This is a genomic window from Kitasatospora sp. NPDC059327 (assembly GCF_042752535.1).
Classification (GTDB): domain Bacteria; phylum Actinomycetota; class Actinomycetes; order Streptomycetales; family Streptomycetaceae; genus Kitasatospora.
This window is the reverse complement of record NZ_JBHYYB010000035.1, coordinates 33545-47994: the sequence shown is the minus strand read 5'-3', so window position 1 is coordinate 47994 and position 14450 is coordinate 33545. Positions and strand designations below refer to the sequence as shown.

Sequence of the window (14450 nt, the reverse complement as noted above, 5' to 3'; positions counted from 1 at the left end):
GCGGCGGGCCCCTCCCCGTGCCGTGCCGGTACCGACGGGCGGTACCGGCCGAGGTGTCAGGCGCCGTCGCAGGCCCGCGCCCGCAGGGCCCGGGCCAGGTCGTCCCGGCGCTCCAGCACCAGCCGGCGCAGCGCCGGCGCCGCGTCCGGGTGCCCGGTCAGCCAGGCGTCCGCCTCGGCCAGCGTCTCCTCGCTGATCTGGGCGTGCGGGAAGAACCCGCCGACGATCCGCATCGCGATCTCGATGGTCCGCTCCGACCAGACCCGCTCCAGCAGCTTGAAGTACGGCGCCGCGTACAGCGCGGTCAGGTCGCGGTGCCCGGGCAGCGCGAAGCCGGCGATGTTCGCCTCGACCAGCGCGTTGGGCAGCTCGTCCGAGTCGATCACGGCGGACCAGGCGGCGGCCTTCGCCTCCGGGGTCGGCCGGGCGGCCAGGCACTGGGTGTACTGGCGCTTGCCGCTGGCGGTGTTGTCGGCCGTCAGCTCCTCGGCGAGCTCCTCGTCCGAGGCCTGGCCGGCCGCGGCCAGCGCCAGCCAGAGTGCCCAGCGCAGCTCCTGGTCGACGTCCAGGCCGTCGATCCGGGCGGTGCCCGCCAGCAGGCCGCGGACCAGGCCCAGGTGCTCGGAGCCGTTGGCCGTCTGGGCCAGGAAGCGGGCCCAGGCCAGCTGGTGGTCGCTGCCGGGGGCGGCGGCCCGCAGCTCGCGCAGCGCGCCGTCGGCCAGCAGCCGGCCGCCCTCGCCGCGCCAGGCCGGGTCGGCGTACAGGTCGACGGCGCCCTTGGCCTGCAGGTGCAGCGACTGCAGCACGCCGATGTTGGACTCCTGGCCGGCGAAGCGCAGCACCAGGGCGATGTAGTCGCGGGCCGGCATCAGGCCGTCCCGGGTGAGGTTCCACACCGCGGACCAGGCGAGTGCCCGGGCCAGGTCGCCCTCGATGTCGCCGAGGCCGCCGCGCAGCGTCTCCAGGGACTCGGCGTCGAAGCGGATCTTGCAGTAGGTCAGGTCGTCGTCGTTCAGCAGCACCAGCGCGGGCCGGGCGCGGCCGACGGCCTCGGCCACGACGGTGCGGGAGCCGGTGACGTCCAGCTCGATCCGGTCGGTGCGCACCAGCGCGCCGTCGGCGTCCCGGTCGTAGAGGCCGACGGCGATCCGGTGCGGGCGCAGGGTGTCGCCGTTCCCGGCGTCCTGGAGGACGGCGAGTTCGGTGATCCGGCCCTCGGCGTCCACGGTGACCTGCGGGGTCAGCGAGTTGACGCCGGCGGTCTGCAGCCAGGCGGCGGCCCAGGACTTGAGGTCGCGGCCGCTGGTCTCCTCCAGGATGTCCAGCAGGTCGGCGAGTTCGGTGTTGCCGAAGGCGTGCCGCTTGAAGTAGCGGCGGGCGCCCTCGAAGAAGGCCTCCGAACCGACGTACGCCACCAGCTGCTTGAGCACCGAGGCGCCCTTGGCGTAGGTGATGCCGTCGAAGTTCAGCTTGGCGTCCTCCAGGTCCCGGATGTCCGCGGTGATCGGGTGGGTGGTCGGGAACTGGTCCTGCCGGTAGGCCCAGGCCTTGCGCTGGTTGGCGAAGGTGATCCAGGCGGCGGAGTAGCGGGTGCGCGCGCCGACCAGTGCGTAGGAGCCCATGAAGTCGGCGAAGGACTCCTTCAGCCAGAGGTCGTCCCACCAGCGCATGGTGACCAGGTCGCCGAACCACATGTGCGCCATCTCGTGCAGGATGACGTTGGCCCGGCCCTCGTAGGCGGCGTCGGTGACCTTCGAGCGGAAGATGAACTCCTCGCGGAAGGTGACGCAGCCCGGGTTCTCCATCGCGCCGATGTTGTACTCGGGCACGAAGGCCTGGTCGTACTTGCCGAACGGGTACGGGTAGTCGAACTCCTCGTGGAAGAAGTCGAGTCCGAGCTTGGTGACGCCGAGGATCTCGTCGGAGTCGAAGTAGGGCGCGAGCGACTTGCGGCACAGCGCGGCGAGCGGGATCTCCAGGGTGGTGCCGTCGGCCAGCGTGCGGCTGTAGTGGTCGGTGGCCACGTGGTAGGGGCCGGCGACCACGGCGGTGAGGTAGGTGGAGATCGGCCGGGTCGGCGCGAACCGCCAGGTGCGGGCGGTGCCCTCGGTGCTCACCTCCTCGTGCACGGCGTTGGAGCGGACGTCCCAGGCGGCCGGCGCGGTGACGGTGAAGGAGAACGGGGCCTTCAGGTCGGGCTGCTCGAAGGTGGCGAACACCCGGCGGGCGTCGGCCGGCTCGTAGTGGGTGTAGAGGTAGGTCTCGCCGTCCACCGGGTCGGTGAAGCGGTGCAGGCCCTCGCCGGTGCGGCTGTACGCGCAGTCGGCGTCCACCACGAGGACGTTCCGGTCGGCGAGGCCGTCGACGTGCACCCGGGCGCCGTCGAAGGCGGTGGCCGGGTCGAGCGCGCGGCCGTTCAGGGTGACCGCGCGGACCGAGCTCGCCAGCAGGTCGAGGAAGGTCGAGGCGCCCGGCTCGGTACAGCCGAAGGCGATCGTGGTGGTGGAGCGGAAGGTGGCGGCCGCCGGGTCGGGGGCCGACGTCACGTCCAGCCGGACCTGGTAGCTGTCCACAGACAGGATGCTGGCCCGCTGCTGGGCTTCGTCGCGGCTCAGGTTCTTGCCCGGCACGGCGGTACTCCTTTGTCCGGCTCGCACGGTGGTGCGGTGTTCACTGGTGCGGTGGGTGCTGCGCGTTGTGGTGCTGCGGGGGCATCCTTTCACGCCCCTCGCGCCGGTACCATTGCACAAACCGGGGCGCCGGTTCGGAATCAGCGGCGCCGCGCGGGTGTTCGGGATCGGATGGACCCCGAGTCGGGGGCCGCCCCGCATCTCACCGAAGGACGACAGCCGTGACGACTGCCGCTGAGCGCAAGACCGCCGACTTCTGGTTCGACCCGGCCTGCCCCTGGGCCTGGATGACGTCCCGCTGGCTGATCGAGGTCCAGCGGCTGCGCCCGGTGGACGTGAACTGGCACGTGATGAGCCTGTCCGTGCTGAACGAGCACCGCGACCTCCCGCAGGACTACCGCGAGCTGCTGGACAGCGCCTGGGGCCCGGTCCGGGTCTGCGTCGCCGCCGCCCAGCAGCACGGCGACGAGGTGCTCGGCCGCCTCTACACCGAGCTGGGCACCCGTTTCCACAACCAGGGCCTGCCCCGGACCCGGGAGACCGTCGAGGCGGCGCTGGTCGCGGCGGGCCTGCCGGCCGAGCTGGCGGACGCCGCCGACACGGACGCCTACGACGAGGCCCTGCGTGCCTCGCACAAGGAGGGCATCACCCTGGTCGGCGAGGACGTCGGCACCCCGGTGATCGCGGTCGAGGGCGCGGACGGCGAGCGGGTGGCCTTCTTCGGCCCGGTGGTGACCCCGGCCCCGCGCGGCGAGGCCGCCGCCCGTCTCTGGGACGGCACCCTGCTGGTCGCGTCGACCCCGGGCTTCTACGAGATCAAGCGCACCCGCACCGCGGGCCCGTCCTTCGAGTAGCGGCCGCCGCCACGGGCGGACACGTGCGAGGGGCCCGGTACCGCGTCGGCGGTACCGGGCCCCTCGCACGTGCCTCAGCGGGCAGCGGCGGCGTCCCGGCGCTGCTTGAGCAGGCCGGCCCCGACGAGCAACGCGACGAGCACGCCGGCCGCGTACAGCTGCTGCCGGTTGCCCTCGGTGGTGGTCATCAGGGCCAGGATGCCGACCACGGCGGCCATCGCGACCCAGGTCAGGTACGGGAAGCCCCACATCCGGACGGTGAGCAGCTCGGGCGACTCGCGCTCCAGCCGGCGGCGCATCCGCAGCTGGACGACGCAGATGAAGAACCAGACCACCAGGATGGCGACGCCGGTGGTGTTCATCAGCCAGGTGAAGACGGTGTCCGGCCAGAACTTGGAGGCCAGGACCGCGCCGAAGCCGAACAGGCAGGAGGCGACCACGGCCAGTCGCGGCACCCCGCCGCTGACCTTGGCCAGCGCCTTCGGCCCCTGGCCGCGGGAGACCAGCGAGTACGCCATCCGGGAGGAGCCGTAGATGTTGGCGTTCATCGCGGAGAGCAGGGCGATCAGCACCACGGCCTCCATGATGGTGCCCGCGCCGGGCACGCCCAGGTGCTGGAGGACGGTCACGTAGGGGCCGTTCTCGACGACCGACGGGTCCTTCCAGGAGACCAGGGTGACGACCAGGGCCATCGAGCCGATGTAGAAGATCGCGATCCGCCAGACGGCCGTGCGCACCGCGTTGGCGACGTTGCGCTTGGGGTCGTCGGACTCGGCGGCGGCGATGGTGACCGTCTCCAGCCCGCCGTAGGCGAAGACCGAGGCGAGCAGGCCGACGATCAGCCCGCTGACGCCGGTGGGCAGGAAGCCGCCCTGGCCGGTGAGGTTCTCGGTGCCGGGGGCGCCGGGGCCCAGCACCCCGGCGACGCCGAGCGTGCCGAGCACCAGGAAGGCGATGATCGCGGCGACCTTGACGGTGGCGAACCAGAACTCGAACTCGCCGAAGTTCTTCACCGCGGTGAGGTTGCTGGCGCAGAAGAAGACCATGAAGAGCCCGACCCAGACCCAGGCGGAGACGCCGGGGATCCAGCCGTTGACGATCTTTCCGGCGGCGGTGGCCTCGGCGGCGACGCCGCAGCAGAGCATCACCCAGTACATCCAGCCGGCGGTGATCCCGGCCCACGGGCCGACCTCCTTCTCGGCGTGCACCGAGAAGGAGCCGGAGGCCGGCCGGGCCGCCGACATCTCGCCGAGCATGCGCATGATCAGCATGACCAGCAGGCCGGAGAGCGTGAACGCCAGGATGATGGCGGGCCCGGCCGCCGCGATGCCCGCCCCGGAGCCGACGAAGAGACCGGCGCCGATGACCCCGCCGAGCGCGATCATCGAGAGGTGGCGCTGCTTCAGGCCGTGGCTGAGTTGCTGCCCGCCGGTCGGCGCGTCGGAGGTGGAGGTCGTCCCGGGCGCCGAGGGCGCGGAGGTACGGGCCATGAGGTGGGGATCCAGACTGTTCGGAATGCGGTGCGAGTTGCCCAATATCCGGGGGCACCACTGTCCATGCCAAGAATGACGCGGCCGGGCCCACGATGCGGACCGGATCGTGACGGGAAATGGCCGGAATGGTCACGTTCCGTCGCGATGAGTGGGTCGGATCCGACAATGAGCGCCGCCGGGGCTTTGTCCGGTTCCTGGACGGTGCCGACGGCGATCACCGCGTAGGTTCACAGATGTTCACTCACCTGATCATCAGCACCACCCGGTCACTGATCGCCGGAACCCACGCCCACCGATCGTCCGACTCGCCCGATCATCCGATCGCCGACCGTCCCCGTGCGGAGGAAACCCCCCGATGGCCACTGCCAGCACCCCGACTGCCAGCACCCCGACCGCCGGCACCCCGATACTGAGCCGCGGCGTCCTCGCCGACCTGCTGCCCGCCGCGTCCGGCCGGTTCGGCGCGCAGGCCCGCGACCTCGCCCTGGTGACCGGCGGCGCCGCCCTCACCGGTCTGGCCGCCCAGTTCTCGGTGACCGTCGCCGGCTCCCCGGTGCCGGTCACCGGCCAGACCTTCGCCGCGCTGCTGGTCGGCACCGCGCTCGGCGCCCGCCGCGGCATCGCCTCGCTCGGCCTCTACCTGCTGGCCGGCATGGCGGGCCTGCCCTGGTTCGCCGAGGGCGCCTCCGGCTGGTCGATGCCCACGCTCGGCTACATGATCGGCTTCGTCCTCGCGGCCGCCCTCACCGGCGCGCTGGCCCGCCGCGGCGCCGACCGGAGCCCGCTGAACACCGCCGCCACGATGGCCCTCGGCACCCTCGCCATCTACGCCGTCGGCGTGCCCTACCTCGCCTTCTCGCTGGGCGTCCCGTTGGCCCGCGCCGCCGAGCTGGGTCTCTACCCCTACCTGGTCGGCGACGCGCTGAAGGCCGTCCTGGCGGCCGGCGCGCTGCCGCTCGCCTGGAAGCTGCTCGGAAAGCGCTGAGCGGACACCTCCCCGGACCGGGACCTGGCGCGGCCCCCCCCGCCCGGTCCCGGCTCGCTCGGCCGTGCCCCCTGCGCGGCCCCGCCGCACGCGCATGCCACACTCATGGGCATGCGCGTGTACCTGGGCTCGGACCATGCCGGATACGAACTGAAGAACCACCTCGTGGAGTGGCTCAAGGAGGCCGGCCACGAGCCGGTCGACTGCGGGCCGCACATCTACGACGCGGCCGACGACTACCCGCCGTTCTGCCTGCGCGCCGCCGAGCGCACCGCGGCGGACCCGGAGGCGCTGGGCGTCGTGATCGGCGGTTCGGGCAATGGCGAGGCGATCGCCGCCAACAAGGTCAAGGGCGTCCGCGCCGCGCTGGCCTGGAGCGAGCAGACCGCCTCGCTCGGCCGCGAGCACAACAACGCCAACGTGATCTCCGTCGGCGGCCGGATGCACACCCAGGAGGAGGCGACCCGCTTCGTCGAGGTCTTCCTCAACACCCCGTACAGCGGTGACGACCGGCACACCCGCCGGATCACCATGCTGAGCGACTACGAGACCACGGGCGAGCTCCCGCCCATCCCGGCCCACCACCCGCAGGGCTGACCCACCCCCTCCGACCGCCTCCGCCGGCCGGCCGCGCTCCCCGCGCGGCCGGCCGGCGCGCTTGTCGGCAGCCGGGTCGGCCCGGGTCGCCCTGTGGGATCGGCCACAGCGCCTGCCCCGCTCACCCGGCGCGCGGGCGGCCCCGCGCGCGGGGCGCAGGCGCCGTCCGCGTGGTTCGTACGCCCAACCGGCGTACGCCTCCTGACGAAGCGGCCGACGCCCGCCGCAATCGGCCGAAACCCGCTGACGCGCCCGCGCCACGGCGGCGCCGCCCGCGCACGAGCCGTCGACGCCGACCCGTACCGGTGGATATGGTCGGTCCCCATGGCTGGCAGACCGCCGGGCGAACCGCCCCAGACGACTGCGACGAGGCCCGGCGCCGCCACGGTGCCCGACCCCGTGACGGCCCGGTTGCGCAAGAAGCTCCGCCGGGTCCGCCGAAGGCTGCGCACCGCCGGTGTCGACTACTTCCGCGGCGGCGCCGCCGACTGGCCGGTGCTCTGCGTGCTGGCCCTGCTGGTCCCGCTGCTGATCCTGCTCAACATCTGGATCCCGGCCTGGGCCCCGCCCACCTCCCTGGTCCTGCCCATCCTGGCCGCCGCGCTGCTGCTGCGCCCCGGCAGCCTGGTGGTGCTCTACGCGCTCGCCGCGCTCGGGCTGTCCGCCGAGTCCGTGATCCACACCGGCCAGCGGGTCGCCAGCGCCGATCCGGACGCCTACACCTACGGCGTCACCCCCGGCGCCGCCCTGGTGGTCGGCGCGGCCGGGGTCGGCGGTCTGCTGCTGGCCCAGTTCCGCAGCCGGGTCGGGGTGCCCTGGTGGGGCGGTTCCACCATGCTGTTCGACCTGCGCGAGCGGCTGCGGGTGCAGAGCCGAGTCCCGGAGCTGCCGGACGGCTGGCACGCCGACATGGCGCTGCGCCCGGCCGGCGGGCAGTCCTTCTCCGGGGACTTCGTGGTCGCCGCCCGGACCGGGCCCGCCCAGCGGGTGCTGGAGGTGGTGCTGGCGGACGTCTCCGGCAAGGGCATGGACGCCGGCTCACGGGCCCTGCTGCTCTCCGGGGCCTTCGGCGGCCTGGTCGGCTCGCTGCCCGCGCACGACTTCCTGCCCGCCGCCAACGGCTACCTGCTCCGCCAGTCCTGGGAGGAGGGCTTCGCCACCGCCGTCCACCTGGTCCTCGACCTGGACAGCGGGGAGTACGAACTGCTCTCGGCCGGCCACCTGCCCGGGATGCAACGCCTCGCGGGGGCCGGGCGCTGGGAGATGAAGGAGTGCACCGAGGGCCCGCTGCTCGGCATCTACGACGGTGCCAAGTTCGAGGGCGTGCGCGGCCGGCTGAACCGCGGCGACGTCCTGATGCTCTGCACCGACGGCATGGTCGAGGCACCCGGCCGCGACCTCTCCGACGGGATGGACCGGCTGATGGGCGAGGCCGACCGGCTGGTCCCCGGTGGTGGTCCCGGTGCCGGGGTGGGTGCCGCCGCCCGGCTGATCGAAACGGTCGCCCGGGACATCAACGACGACCGCGCCGTCCTGCTGCTCTGGCGCGACTGACCCCGCGGGTCCGGGCCGCGCCGGTCGGGGACCGGTGTTGGTCGGGGACCCGTGCCGCCGCGTCCGCCGGGGGTCGGTCCCGTCGGCCCCTCACCTGCCCGTTTCCCCCGATGCGCGGTCGGCCGGCCGCCCGGCACATGCCGCGGGCAGCTGCTGTCAAGCCTGGGAGCTGATCTTCGGCCATTTCCGACCCGCCGTCACCGGAGCGGACCAGCCCGTTCCGGTCCGCCCCGCCGGGCGTTTCCCGGCCGCTCAGCGGCGCCCCACCGACGATTCGTCAGAACGGCTCCGCTATCGTCTCGGTCGGCGGAAACTCGTCTCGCATCGCAGGATATCGGCGTTCGGCTGACAGTCAGACCTTTACGCAATCGGCACGTTCGACCACACTGAGTCCGGGCGGGACTGGTCAGGATTCGGGGGATGGGGGGCGCCACATGCGGCACGACGGACACCGTCCGGCCGTACCGGACTCTCCTTCCGGCCGCGACACGTCGGACGAACTGCCGTTCCGCCTCGGGACCGTCGGACAGGCCGGGGTCCGGCTTCGCAGGGGCAGTCAGCCGATGGCGCCCCGCTATGAAACGAGGAAGTGAGTCCGGGTGGCACTCTCCGTCTCCGCGCTGGTCCTGTTCGGCGTCATCTGCTTCATCTTCATCCGCAACAAGCAACTGAAGATCGGCCACGCGATCCTGGCCGCGCTGTTCGGCTTCATGCTCAACCAGAGCACGGCGGCCAAGCCGATCCAGGACTTCCTGAGCCAGATCGCCAAGAGCATCTCCAACATCGCCAGCTGACCCGCGGCGGCCTCGGCCGAGGCCCGGGGCGTTCAGCGGAGGAGGGGGCCGGCCGTCCGGGTCACCGGTCGGCCCGTCTGGCATGCCGCCAGCGGGCGAAGAGCCCCCGGGCCCGGGTCGCCGCCGGGGCCGGCGGCCGCAGTGCCGCGGGCGCCGCGGCGTTCGCCGGCGCGGTCGTCACCGATGCCGCGTCCGGCGCCGCCAGCAGCACGAACAGCCGCGCCCAGCAGAGCCGTTCGCCGCGCGGCCAGTCCAGCGCGCGCAACGCCGCCGAGGCGGCCTCCGACACCTCGCCGTTGACCCGGACCTCGGCGATGTCGTCCCCCGCCTTGCCGCCCAGGAAGAGCTTCACCCCGTTCAGGTGCCGCCCGGTCAGCTCCGGCAGCAGCGCGGGCGCCAGCGCGGGCAGGACCCGGTGCTCCGCCAGCCAGCCGGCCAGCCGCTCGTTGCCGAAGCCGAACACCGCCGCGGGCCCCTGAACGGCCTGCCAGCCCGGCAGTTCCGGGTGGTCGGCGTGGTCGGCGTGCTCGCCGCGCCGCTCCCGCAGCTCGACCAGGACCGCGGCCGTGGTGGTCGCCCACATCCGGACCGCGTTGTCGAGCTTCTCCTCCTCGGTCTTGCCGAGGCCGGCCGCGCAGTCCCACACCACGGGCGCGTCCGCGTGACCCAGCCGGAACACGAAGCCCAGGTCGACGTGGCCGGCGCCGTCGATGCCGGGGTGCTCCCGGACGGCCACCGCCGTGGTGCCCGGCCCGCGCACCACCTCGCCGTCGACGGTGAACTCCTGTCCGAAGCGTGCCATTTCCCGGACCACAGAGCGCTGAATGACGGCCAGTCGGTCCTGGGGACGCACCGGACACTCCTCCACCTTCGGGTTCGCGGCGTTCTCGAACCGCTCTCGAACTGCCTTCGAACGCCGCCGAGGCTATCGGCCCGGGGCCCCGCCGGGAAACCGATACGGCCTGCGGGCCGCCGGAGCGCGCTCGGCTCTCCGGTCGCCGAATTATCCTTTATGCACCATTTTGGGTAGCGGCAACCGTAGGCCACCGCTCGGAGAACCGCATGCCCCGCACCGACCTGACGCCCGCTCCGTCGCCGCTCGTCCCGGACGGCGGCCTGGTCGCGGAGATCGAGGCGTACCTCGCCTCGCTGCCCGCCCCGGCGCGCACTCCGGCGCCGTACCTCCGGCCGCCGTACGTCTGCCCGTTGGGCTCGACGACGCAGCCGTGGCACGCCGGCCACCCGCTGCCCCGGGTCACCCTGCTGGACCGGGTGCTGCGCCGGCCGGCCCGCCCGGTGCCGGTGAGCGCCGCCGAGCACCTGCGGCTTGCCTCCCGCTACCTCGGCGAGGCCGGCTGGCTGCAGGGCGCGCTGTGGGACGGTGCCGGGCGGGTCTGCCTGCTCGGCGCCCAGGCCGCCGTCCTGGCCCACGGCTACGGCACCCCGGCCACCGTGCGGACCGCCCGGGTCCAGCTGATGGAGGTGCTGCACGCCACCGGCCGCCCGGCGGTCTCCCCGGACGAGTACAACGACCGGCCCACCACCCGGCAGGCCGACGTCCACCAGCTGCTCGACCGCGCCGCGGCCCGGGCCGGCCGGCTCGGCCTCTGACGGTGGTCGGGCCGGGCGCGCGCCCCGGCGGACCCTCGGCCCCCGGGAGCACCGGCGCCGGCCCTGACGGGCGGTCCGGAAACGGAACGGCCCCGGAGCGACGGTGTCGTTCCGGGGCCGGACAGCTGGAGCGGGTGACGAGAATCGAACTCGCGTGACTAGTTTGGAAGACTAGGGCTCTACCATTGAGCTACACCCGCGTGATCCCCCGGCCGTCGCCGGACGGAAGGTCGGGAACAGCGTACCTGGTCCGGTCGGCCGCGCGCACACCACATTCGTTCTCGGGCCCTCCGAGATGTCGCCGACCGGGCAGGGCCCGGCGTGTACGCTTCCTCTCGGCACCACGGGGTGTGGCGCAGTTTGGTAGCGCGTCCGCTTTGGGAGCGGAAGGCCGTCGGTTCGAATCCGGTCACCCCGACAGTGCGGCAGGGTCTCGTCCTCGGCGGGGCCCTGTTGGCGTTTCCGGGGGGGCGAGGGCACCGTTCGGCGGTCCGCGGGCGTCGGCGCGGGCCGGTCCCGGGCCTCGGGGCGGGCCGGTCCCGGGCCTCGGCGACGCCCCCGCGGCGGGTTCCGGCGCGGAGTGCTGTTGTCGTTTCCGGTCCGGTCCGGCATGGTGAATGGTTGACATTTCACCAAATGCTGGAGCCCGGATGAGCCCGATGAGGATGAACCCCAAGATCGCGGTCGGAGTCGTCTTCGTCGCCTCGCTGTTCATGTCGATCATGGACACCACGATCGTGAACGTCGCCCTGCCCGCGATCGGCCGCGAGTTCGGCACCGATCCGGCCGGGGTCGGCGTGATCAACGTCGGCTACCTGGTCAGCCTGGCCGTCTTCGTCCCGCTCTCCGGCTGGTTGGGGGACCGGTTCGGCACCAGGCGGGTCTTCCTCGTCTCGCTCGCCCTCTTCACGCTCGCCTCGCTGCTCTGCGGCGCGGCCGGCTCGATGACCTCGCTCACCCTCTATCGGATCTTCCAGGGCGCGGCCGGCGGCCTGCTCACCCCGGTCGGGATGACCATGCTCTTCCGGGCCTTCCCGCAGGAGGAGCGGATGCGGGCGACCCGCGTCCTGATGCTGCCCACCGCCGTCGCGCCGGCCGCCGGTCCGGTCCTCGGCGGCTGGCTGGTGGACGGCTGGTCCTGGCACTGGGTCTTCATCGTCAACGTGCCGGTCGGGATCGCGGCGCTGGTCTTCGGGCTGCTCGCGCTGCCCGACTACCGCGCCGAACGGGCCGGCCGGTTCGACGCGGCCGGGTTCCTGCTCTCCGCCCTCGGCTTCGGCGCCGCGATGTACGCGCTCTCCGAGGGCGCGTCGCAGGGCTGGGGGAGCGCGCGGATCGTGGTCTCGGCGCTCGTCGGAGCACTCGCGCTGGCGGCCCTGGTGGTCGTCGAGCTGCGCCTGCCCGAGCCGATGCTCGACCTGCGGCTCTTCCGGGACCGCATCTTCCGCACCACCAACCTGCTGTCGCTCTTCTCCGGCGCCGCCTTCCTCGGCATGCTCTACCTCTTCCCGCTGCTGATGCAGGACGCGCTCGGGATGGACGCCCTGCACAGCGGTCTGATGGTCTTCCCCGAGGCGCTCGGGGTGATGCTCGCCTCCCAGATCGCGAGCCGGCTCTACCCGAGGATCGGCCCGCGCCGGATCCTGGTGGCCGGCGCCACCGTGGTCGCCTGCTGCCTGGCCCTGATGGCCACGATCGGGCCGGACAGCGACCTGTGGGCGGTGCGCGCCCTGATGTTCGTCACCGGCTACGCGATGTCGCACGTCTTCATGCCCTCGCAGACCGCCGCCTTCGCCACCATCAGCGCGCGGGACACCGGCGCCGCCTCCACCCTCTACAACGCGCAGCGCCAGCTCGGTTCGGCGCTCGGGGTCGCGGTGCTCGGTACCGTGCTGACGGCCGTGGGGGCCTTCACCGTGAACGCCTCGGGTACGCCCGTGGCGAACCTCACCGCCTACCGGGCGGCCTTCCTCACCGCCGCCGGCCTGGCCCTGGTGGCGGCCGCGATCGCCTTGCTGGTGCGGGATTCCGACGCCGCCGCCACCATGCGCGTGGTACCGGCGGGGGGTACTGCGGAGGGGGCGGCCGAGCCGGTCGGGGAGCCGGTCGGGAAGGGCTGAGCGCCCGCCGACGGCAGCGTCCTGGCGTCCGCCTTTCGTGGTACCGGTAGGATGGGGCGCTGGCGGTAGTCCCTGTGGCGTCAACCCAGGTCAACCGCACGAGGGCGAGGAGTCACGCTCACCGTCCACCCCCCACGGGAGATGCAGCTCCAACCGCCCATCGCCCGTCTCGCCCGACCCGCCAGCACCGGCCCCGGCCGGTATCGACGGGGAGGGCGGAGGCAACCTGACCGCAAGCCCATAGGAGACCAAACCGTGAAGAGCGCCGTCGAGACTCTGAACCCGACCCGGGTTCGACTCACCGTCGAGGTGCCCTTCGAGGAGCTCAAGCCCAGCCTCGACGCGGCGTACAAGAAGATCAACCAGCAGGTCTCGGTCCCGGGCTTCCGCAAGGGCAAGATCCCGAACCGTGTCATCGACCAGCGTTTCGGTCGTGGCGCCGTGCTGGAGGAGGCCGTCAACGACGCCCTCCCGCGCTTCTACACGCAGGCCGTCGACGAGGGCAAGATCGAGGTCCTCGGCCAGCCCGACATCACCAACATCGAGGGTGTCGAGACGATCGCCGACGGTGGTGACCTGAAGTTCACCGCCGAGGTCGACGTTCGTCCCGAGATCACCCTGCCGGACTTCTCGACCATCGAGGTCACCGTCGACCCGATCGTGGTCACCGACGAGGACGTCGACAAGTCGCTGGAGCAGCTGCGCGAGCGCTTCTCCTCCGTCAAGGACGTCGAGCGCGCCGCGACCGCCGCCGACATCGTGGTCGTCGACCTGGAGGCCAAGGTCGACGGCGAGGTGCCGGAGGACGGCATCGCCAAGGGCGTCAGCTACGAGATCGGCTCCGGCCGTCTGATCGACGGCATCGACGACGCCGTCGTCGGCCTGGAGGCCGGTGGCACCGCCACCTTCTCCACCGAGCTCAAGGGCGGCACCCAGGCGGGCAAGACCTCCGAGGTCACCGTCACCGTCACCGCCGTCCAGGAGAAGGAGCTCCCCGAGCTGGACGACGAGTTCGCCCAGCTGGCCAGCGAGTTCGACTCGCTGGAGGAGCTGCGCGCCGACTCCCGCAAGCGCCTTGAGCGCATGAAGGAGTACGACCAGGCCACCCAGGCCCAGGAGAAGGTGCTCGACGCGCTGCTGGCGCTGGTCGAGATCGAGTTCCCGGAGAAGCTCCTCAAGGACGAGATCGAGACCCGCAAGCACAACCTGGAGCACCACCAGCTGGAGCCGATGGGCCTCAACCTCGCGTCCTACCTGGAGACCCAGGGCAAGACCGAGGAGGAGTTCCTCACGGAGACCGAGGACCAGGCGAAGAAGGGCATCAAGACCCAGTTCGTCCTGGACCAGATCGTCGCCGACGAGGAGCTGGGTGTCGACCAGCAGGAGCTCACCGAGCACCTCATCCGCCGCGCCGCCGGCTCGGGCCTGACCCCGGACCAGTTCGCGCAGCAGGTCGTCCAGGGTGGCCAGGTGCCGCTGCTGGTCGGCGAGGTCGCCCGCGGCAAGGCGCTGGCCACCGTGGTCGAGGCCGCCAAGGTCCTCGACACCGAGGGCAACGAGATCAACTTCGACGACGACGAGACCGACGAGTCGGCCGAGACCGTCGCCGCCGAGACCGTCGCCGCCGAGGCCCCGGCCGCCGAGGCCGAGGCCGAGGAGAAGACCGAGGCCTGATCGCCCCGGTCGCTCTGACGTGACGCAGCAGCGGGGGCCGGCCCCCGGCCCCGGGGGCCGGGCCCCCCCCCAGCCCGCACCCGCCGGGGGGCCCCCCCCCCCCCCCCCCCCCCCCCCCCCCCCCCCCGCCCCCCCGGG

11 protein-coding genes and 2 tRNA genes are annotated in these 14450 nt (G+C 72.9%); 9 read left to right on the top strand and 4 right to left on the bottom strand.

Annotated features, from left to right (window positions below):
- Positions 1 to 56: 56 nt before the first annotated feature.
- Complete coding sequence (gene pepN, locus ACFXHB_RS22030) at positions 57 to 2630, bottom strand: aminopeptidase N (protein WP_380576292.1); 2574 nt, start codon at positions 2628 to 2630, stop codon at positions 57 to 59.
- A 221-nt stretch (positions 2631 to 2851) separates the two neighbouring features.
- Here pepN and ACFXHB_RS22025 point away from each other — a divergent pair, with 221 nt between their 5' ends.
- On the top strand, positions 2852 to 3484 hold the full coding sequence (locus ACFXHB_RS22025; protein WP_380576291.1) for a disulfide bond formation protein DsbA: 633 nt from the start codon (positions 2852 to 2854) through the stop codon (positions 3482 to 3484).
- Positions 3485 to 3558: 74 nt separating this feature from the next.
- On the opposite strand, the gene ACFXHB_RS22020 is transcribed toward ACFXHB_RS22025, so the two are convergent.
- Positions 3559 to 4974, bottom strand: a complete 1416-nt coding sequence (locus tag ACFXHB_RS22020; RefSeq protein ID WP_380576290.1) for an amino acid permease — start codon at positions 4972 to 4974, stop codon at positions 3559 to 3561.
- 358 nt (positions 4975 to 5332) lie between these two features.
- Here ACFXHB_RS22020 and ACFXHB_RS22015 point away from each other — a divergent pair, with 358 nt between their 5' ends.
- From ACFXHB_RS22015 to ACFXHB_RS22000, 4 genes are all read left to right on the top strand, one after another.
- On the top strand, positions 5333 to 5962 hold the full coding sequence (locus ACFXHB_RS22015) for a biotin transporter BioY (RefSeq protein ID WP_380576289.1): 630 nt from the start codon (positions 5333 to 5335) through the stop codon (positions 5960 to 5962).
- Positions 5963 to 6073: 111 nt separating this feature from the next.
- Positions 6074 to 6559, top strand: coding sequence for a ribose-5-phosphate isomerase (locus tag ACFXHB_RS22010; RefSeq protein ID WP_380576288.1), 486 nt, complete (start codon positions 6074 to 6076; stop codon positions 6557 to 6559).
- Between the two features lie 324 nt (positions 6560 to 6883).
- Positions 6884 to 8113 (top strand): PP2C family protein-serine/threonine phosphatase, encoded by a 1230-nt coding sequence (locus tag ACFXHB_RS22005; protein WP_380576287.1) that lies wholly within the window; start codon positions 6884 to 6886, stop codon positions 8111 to 8113.
- Positions 8114 to 8712: 599 nt separating this feature from the next.
- Positions 8713 to 8907 carry a hypothetical protein gene (locus ACFXHB_RS22000; RefSeq protein WP_380576286.1) on the top strand — a complete coding sequence of 65 codons (195 nt, stop codon included), beginning with the start codon at positions 8713 to 8715 and terminating at the stop codon, positions 8905 to 8907.
- Between the two features lie 61 nt (positions 8908 to 8968).
- On the opposite strand, the gene ACFXHB_RS21995 is transcribed toward ACFXHB_RS22000, so the two are convergent.
- Positions 8969 to 9709 carry a DUF6348 family protein gene (locus ACFXHB_RS21995; protein ID WP_380576285.1) on the bottom strand — a complete coding sequence of 247 codons (741 nt, stop codon included), beginning with the start codon at positions 9707 to 9709 and terminating at the stop codon, positions 8969 to 8971.
- 260 nt (positions 9710 to 9969) lie between these two features.
- On the opposite strand from ACFXHB_RS21995, the gene ACFXHB_RS21990 reads away from it, so the two are divergent.
- Complete coding sequence (locus ACFXHB_RS21990; RefSeq protein ID WP_380576284.1) at positions 9970 to 10518, top strand: hypothetical protein; 549 nt, start codon at positions 9970 to 9972, stop codon at positions 10516 to 10518.
- Positions 10519 to 10644: 126 nt separating this feature from the next.
- On the opposite strand, the gene ACFXHB_RS21985 is transcribed toward ACFXHB_RS21990, so the two are convergent.
- Positions 10645 to 10718, bottom strand: a tRNA-Gly gene (locus ACFXHB_RS21985).
- 144 nt (positions 10719 to 10862) lie between these two features.
- Here ACFXHB_RS21985 and ACFXHB_RS21980 point away from each other — a divergent pair.
- From ACFXHB_RS21980 to tig, 3 genes are all read left to right on the top strand, one after another.
- Positions 10863 to 10936: transfer RNA gene (locus ACFXHB_RS21980), tRNA-Pro, on the top strand.
- 232 nt (positions 10937 to 11168) lie between these two features.
- Positions 11169 to 12638, top strand: a complete 1470-nt coding sequence (locus ACFXHB_RS21975) for an MDR family MFS transporter (protein WP_380576283.1) — start codon at positions 11169 to 11171, stop codon at positions 12636 to 12638.
- Between the two features lie 255 nt (positions 12639 to 12893).
- On the top strand, positions 12894 to 14312 hold the full coding sequence (gene tig, locus ACFXHB_RS21970) for a trigger factor (RefSeq protein WP_380576282.1): 1419 nt from the start codon (positions 12894 to 12896) through the stop codon (positions 14310 to 14312).
- Positions 14313 to 14450 lie beyond the last annotated feature (138 nt).

Excerpts from the sequence above, each read along its gene's own strand:
- ACFXHB_RS22020 (WP_380576290.1), bottom strand. The coding sequence starts at position 4,974 with ATGGCCCGTACCTCCGCGCCCTCGGCGCCCGGGACGACCTCCACCTCC.
- ACFXHB_RS22015 (WP_380576289.1), top strand. The coding sequence starts at position 5,333 with ATGGCCACTGCCAGCACCCCGACTGCCAGCACCCCGACCGCCGGCACC.
- ACFXHB_RS22010 (WP_380576288.1), top strand. The coding sequence starts at position 6,074 with ATGCGCGTGTACCTGGGCTCGGACCATGCCGGATACGAACTGAAGAAC.
- ACFXHB_RS22005 (WP_380576287.1), top strand. The coding sequence starts at position 6,884 with ATGGCTGGCAGACCGCCGGGCGAACCGCCCCAGACGACTGCGACGAGG.
- ACFXHB_RS21995 (WP_380576285.1), bottom strand. The coding sequence starts at position 9,709 with ATGGCACGCTTCGGACAGGAGTTCACCGTCGACGGCGAGGTGGTGCGC.
- ACFXHB_RS21990 (WP_380576284.1), top strand. The coding sequence starts at position 9,970 with ATGCCCCGCACCGACCTGACGCCCGCTCCGTCGCCGCTCGTCCCGGAC.
- ACFXHB_RS21975 (WP_380576283.1), top strand. The coding sequence starts at position 11,169 with ATGAGCCCGATGAGGATGAACCCCAAGATCGCGGTCGGAGTCGTCTTC.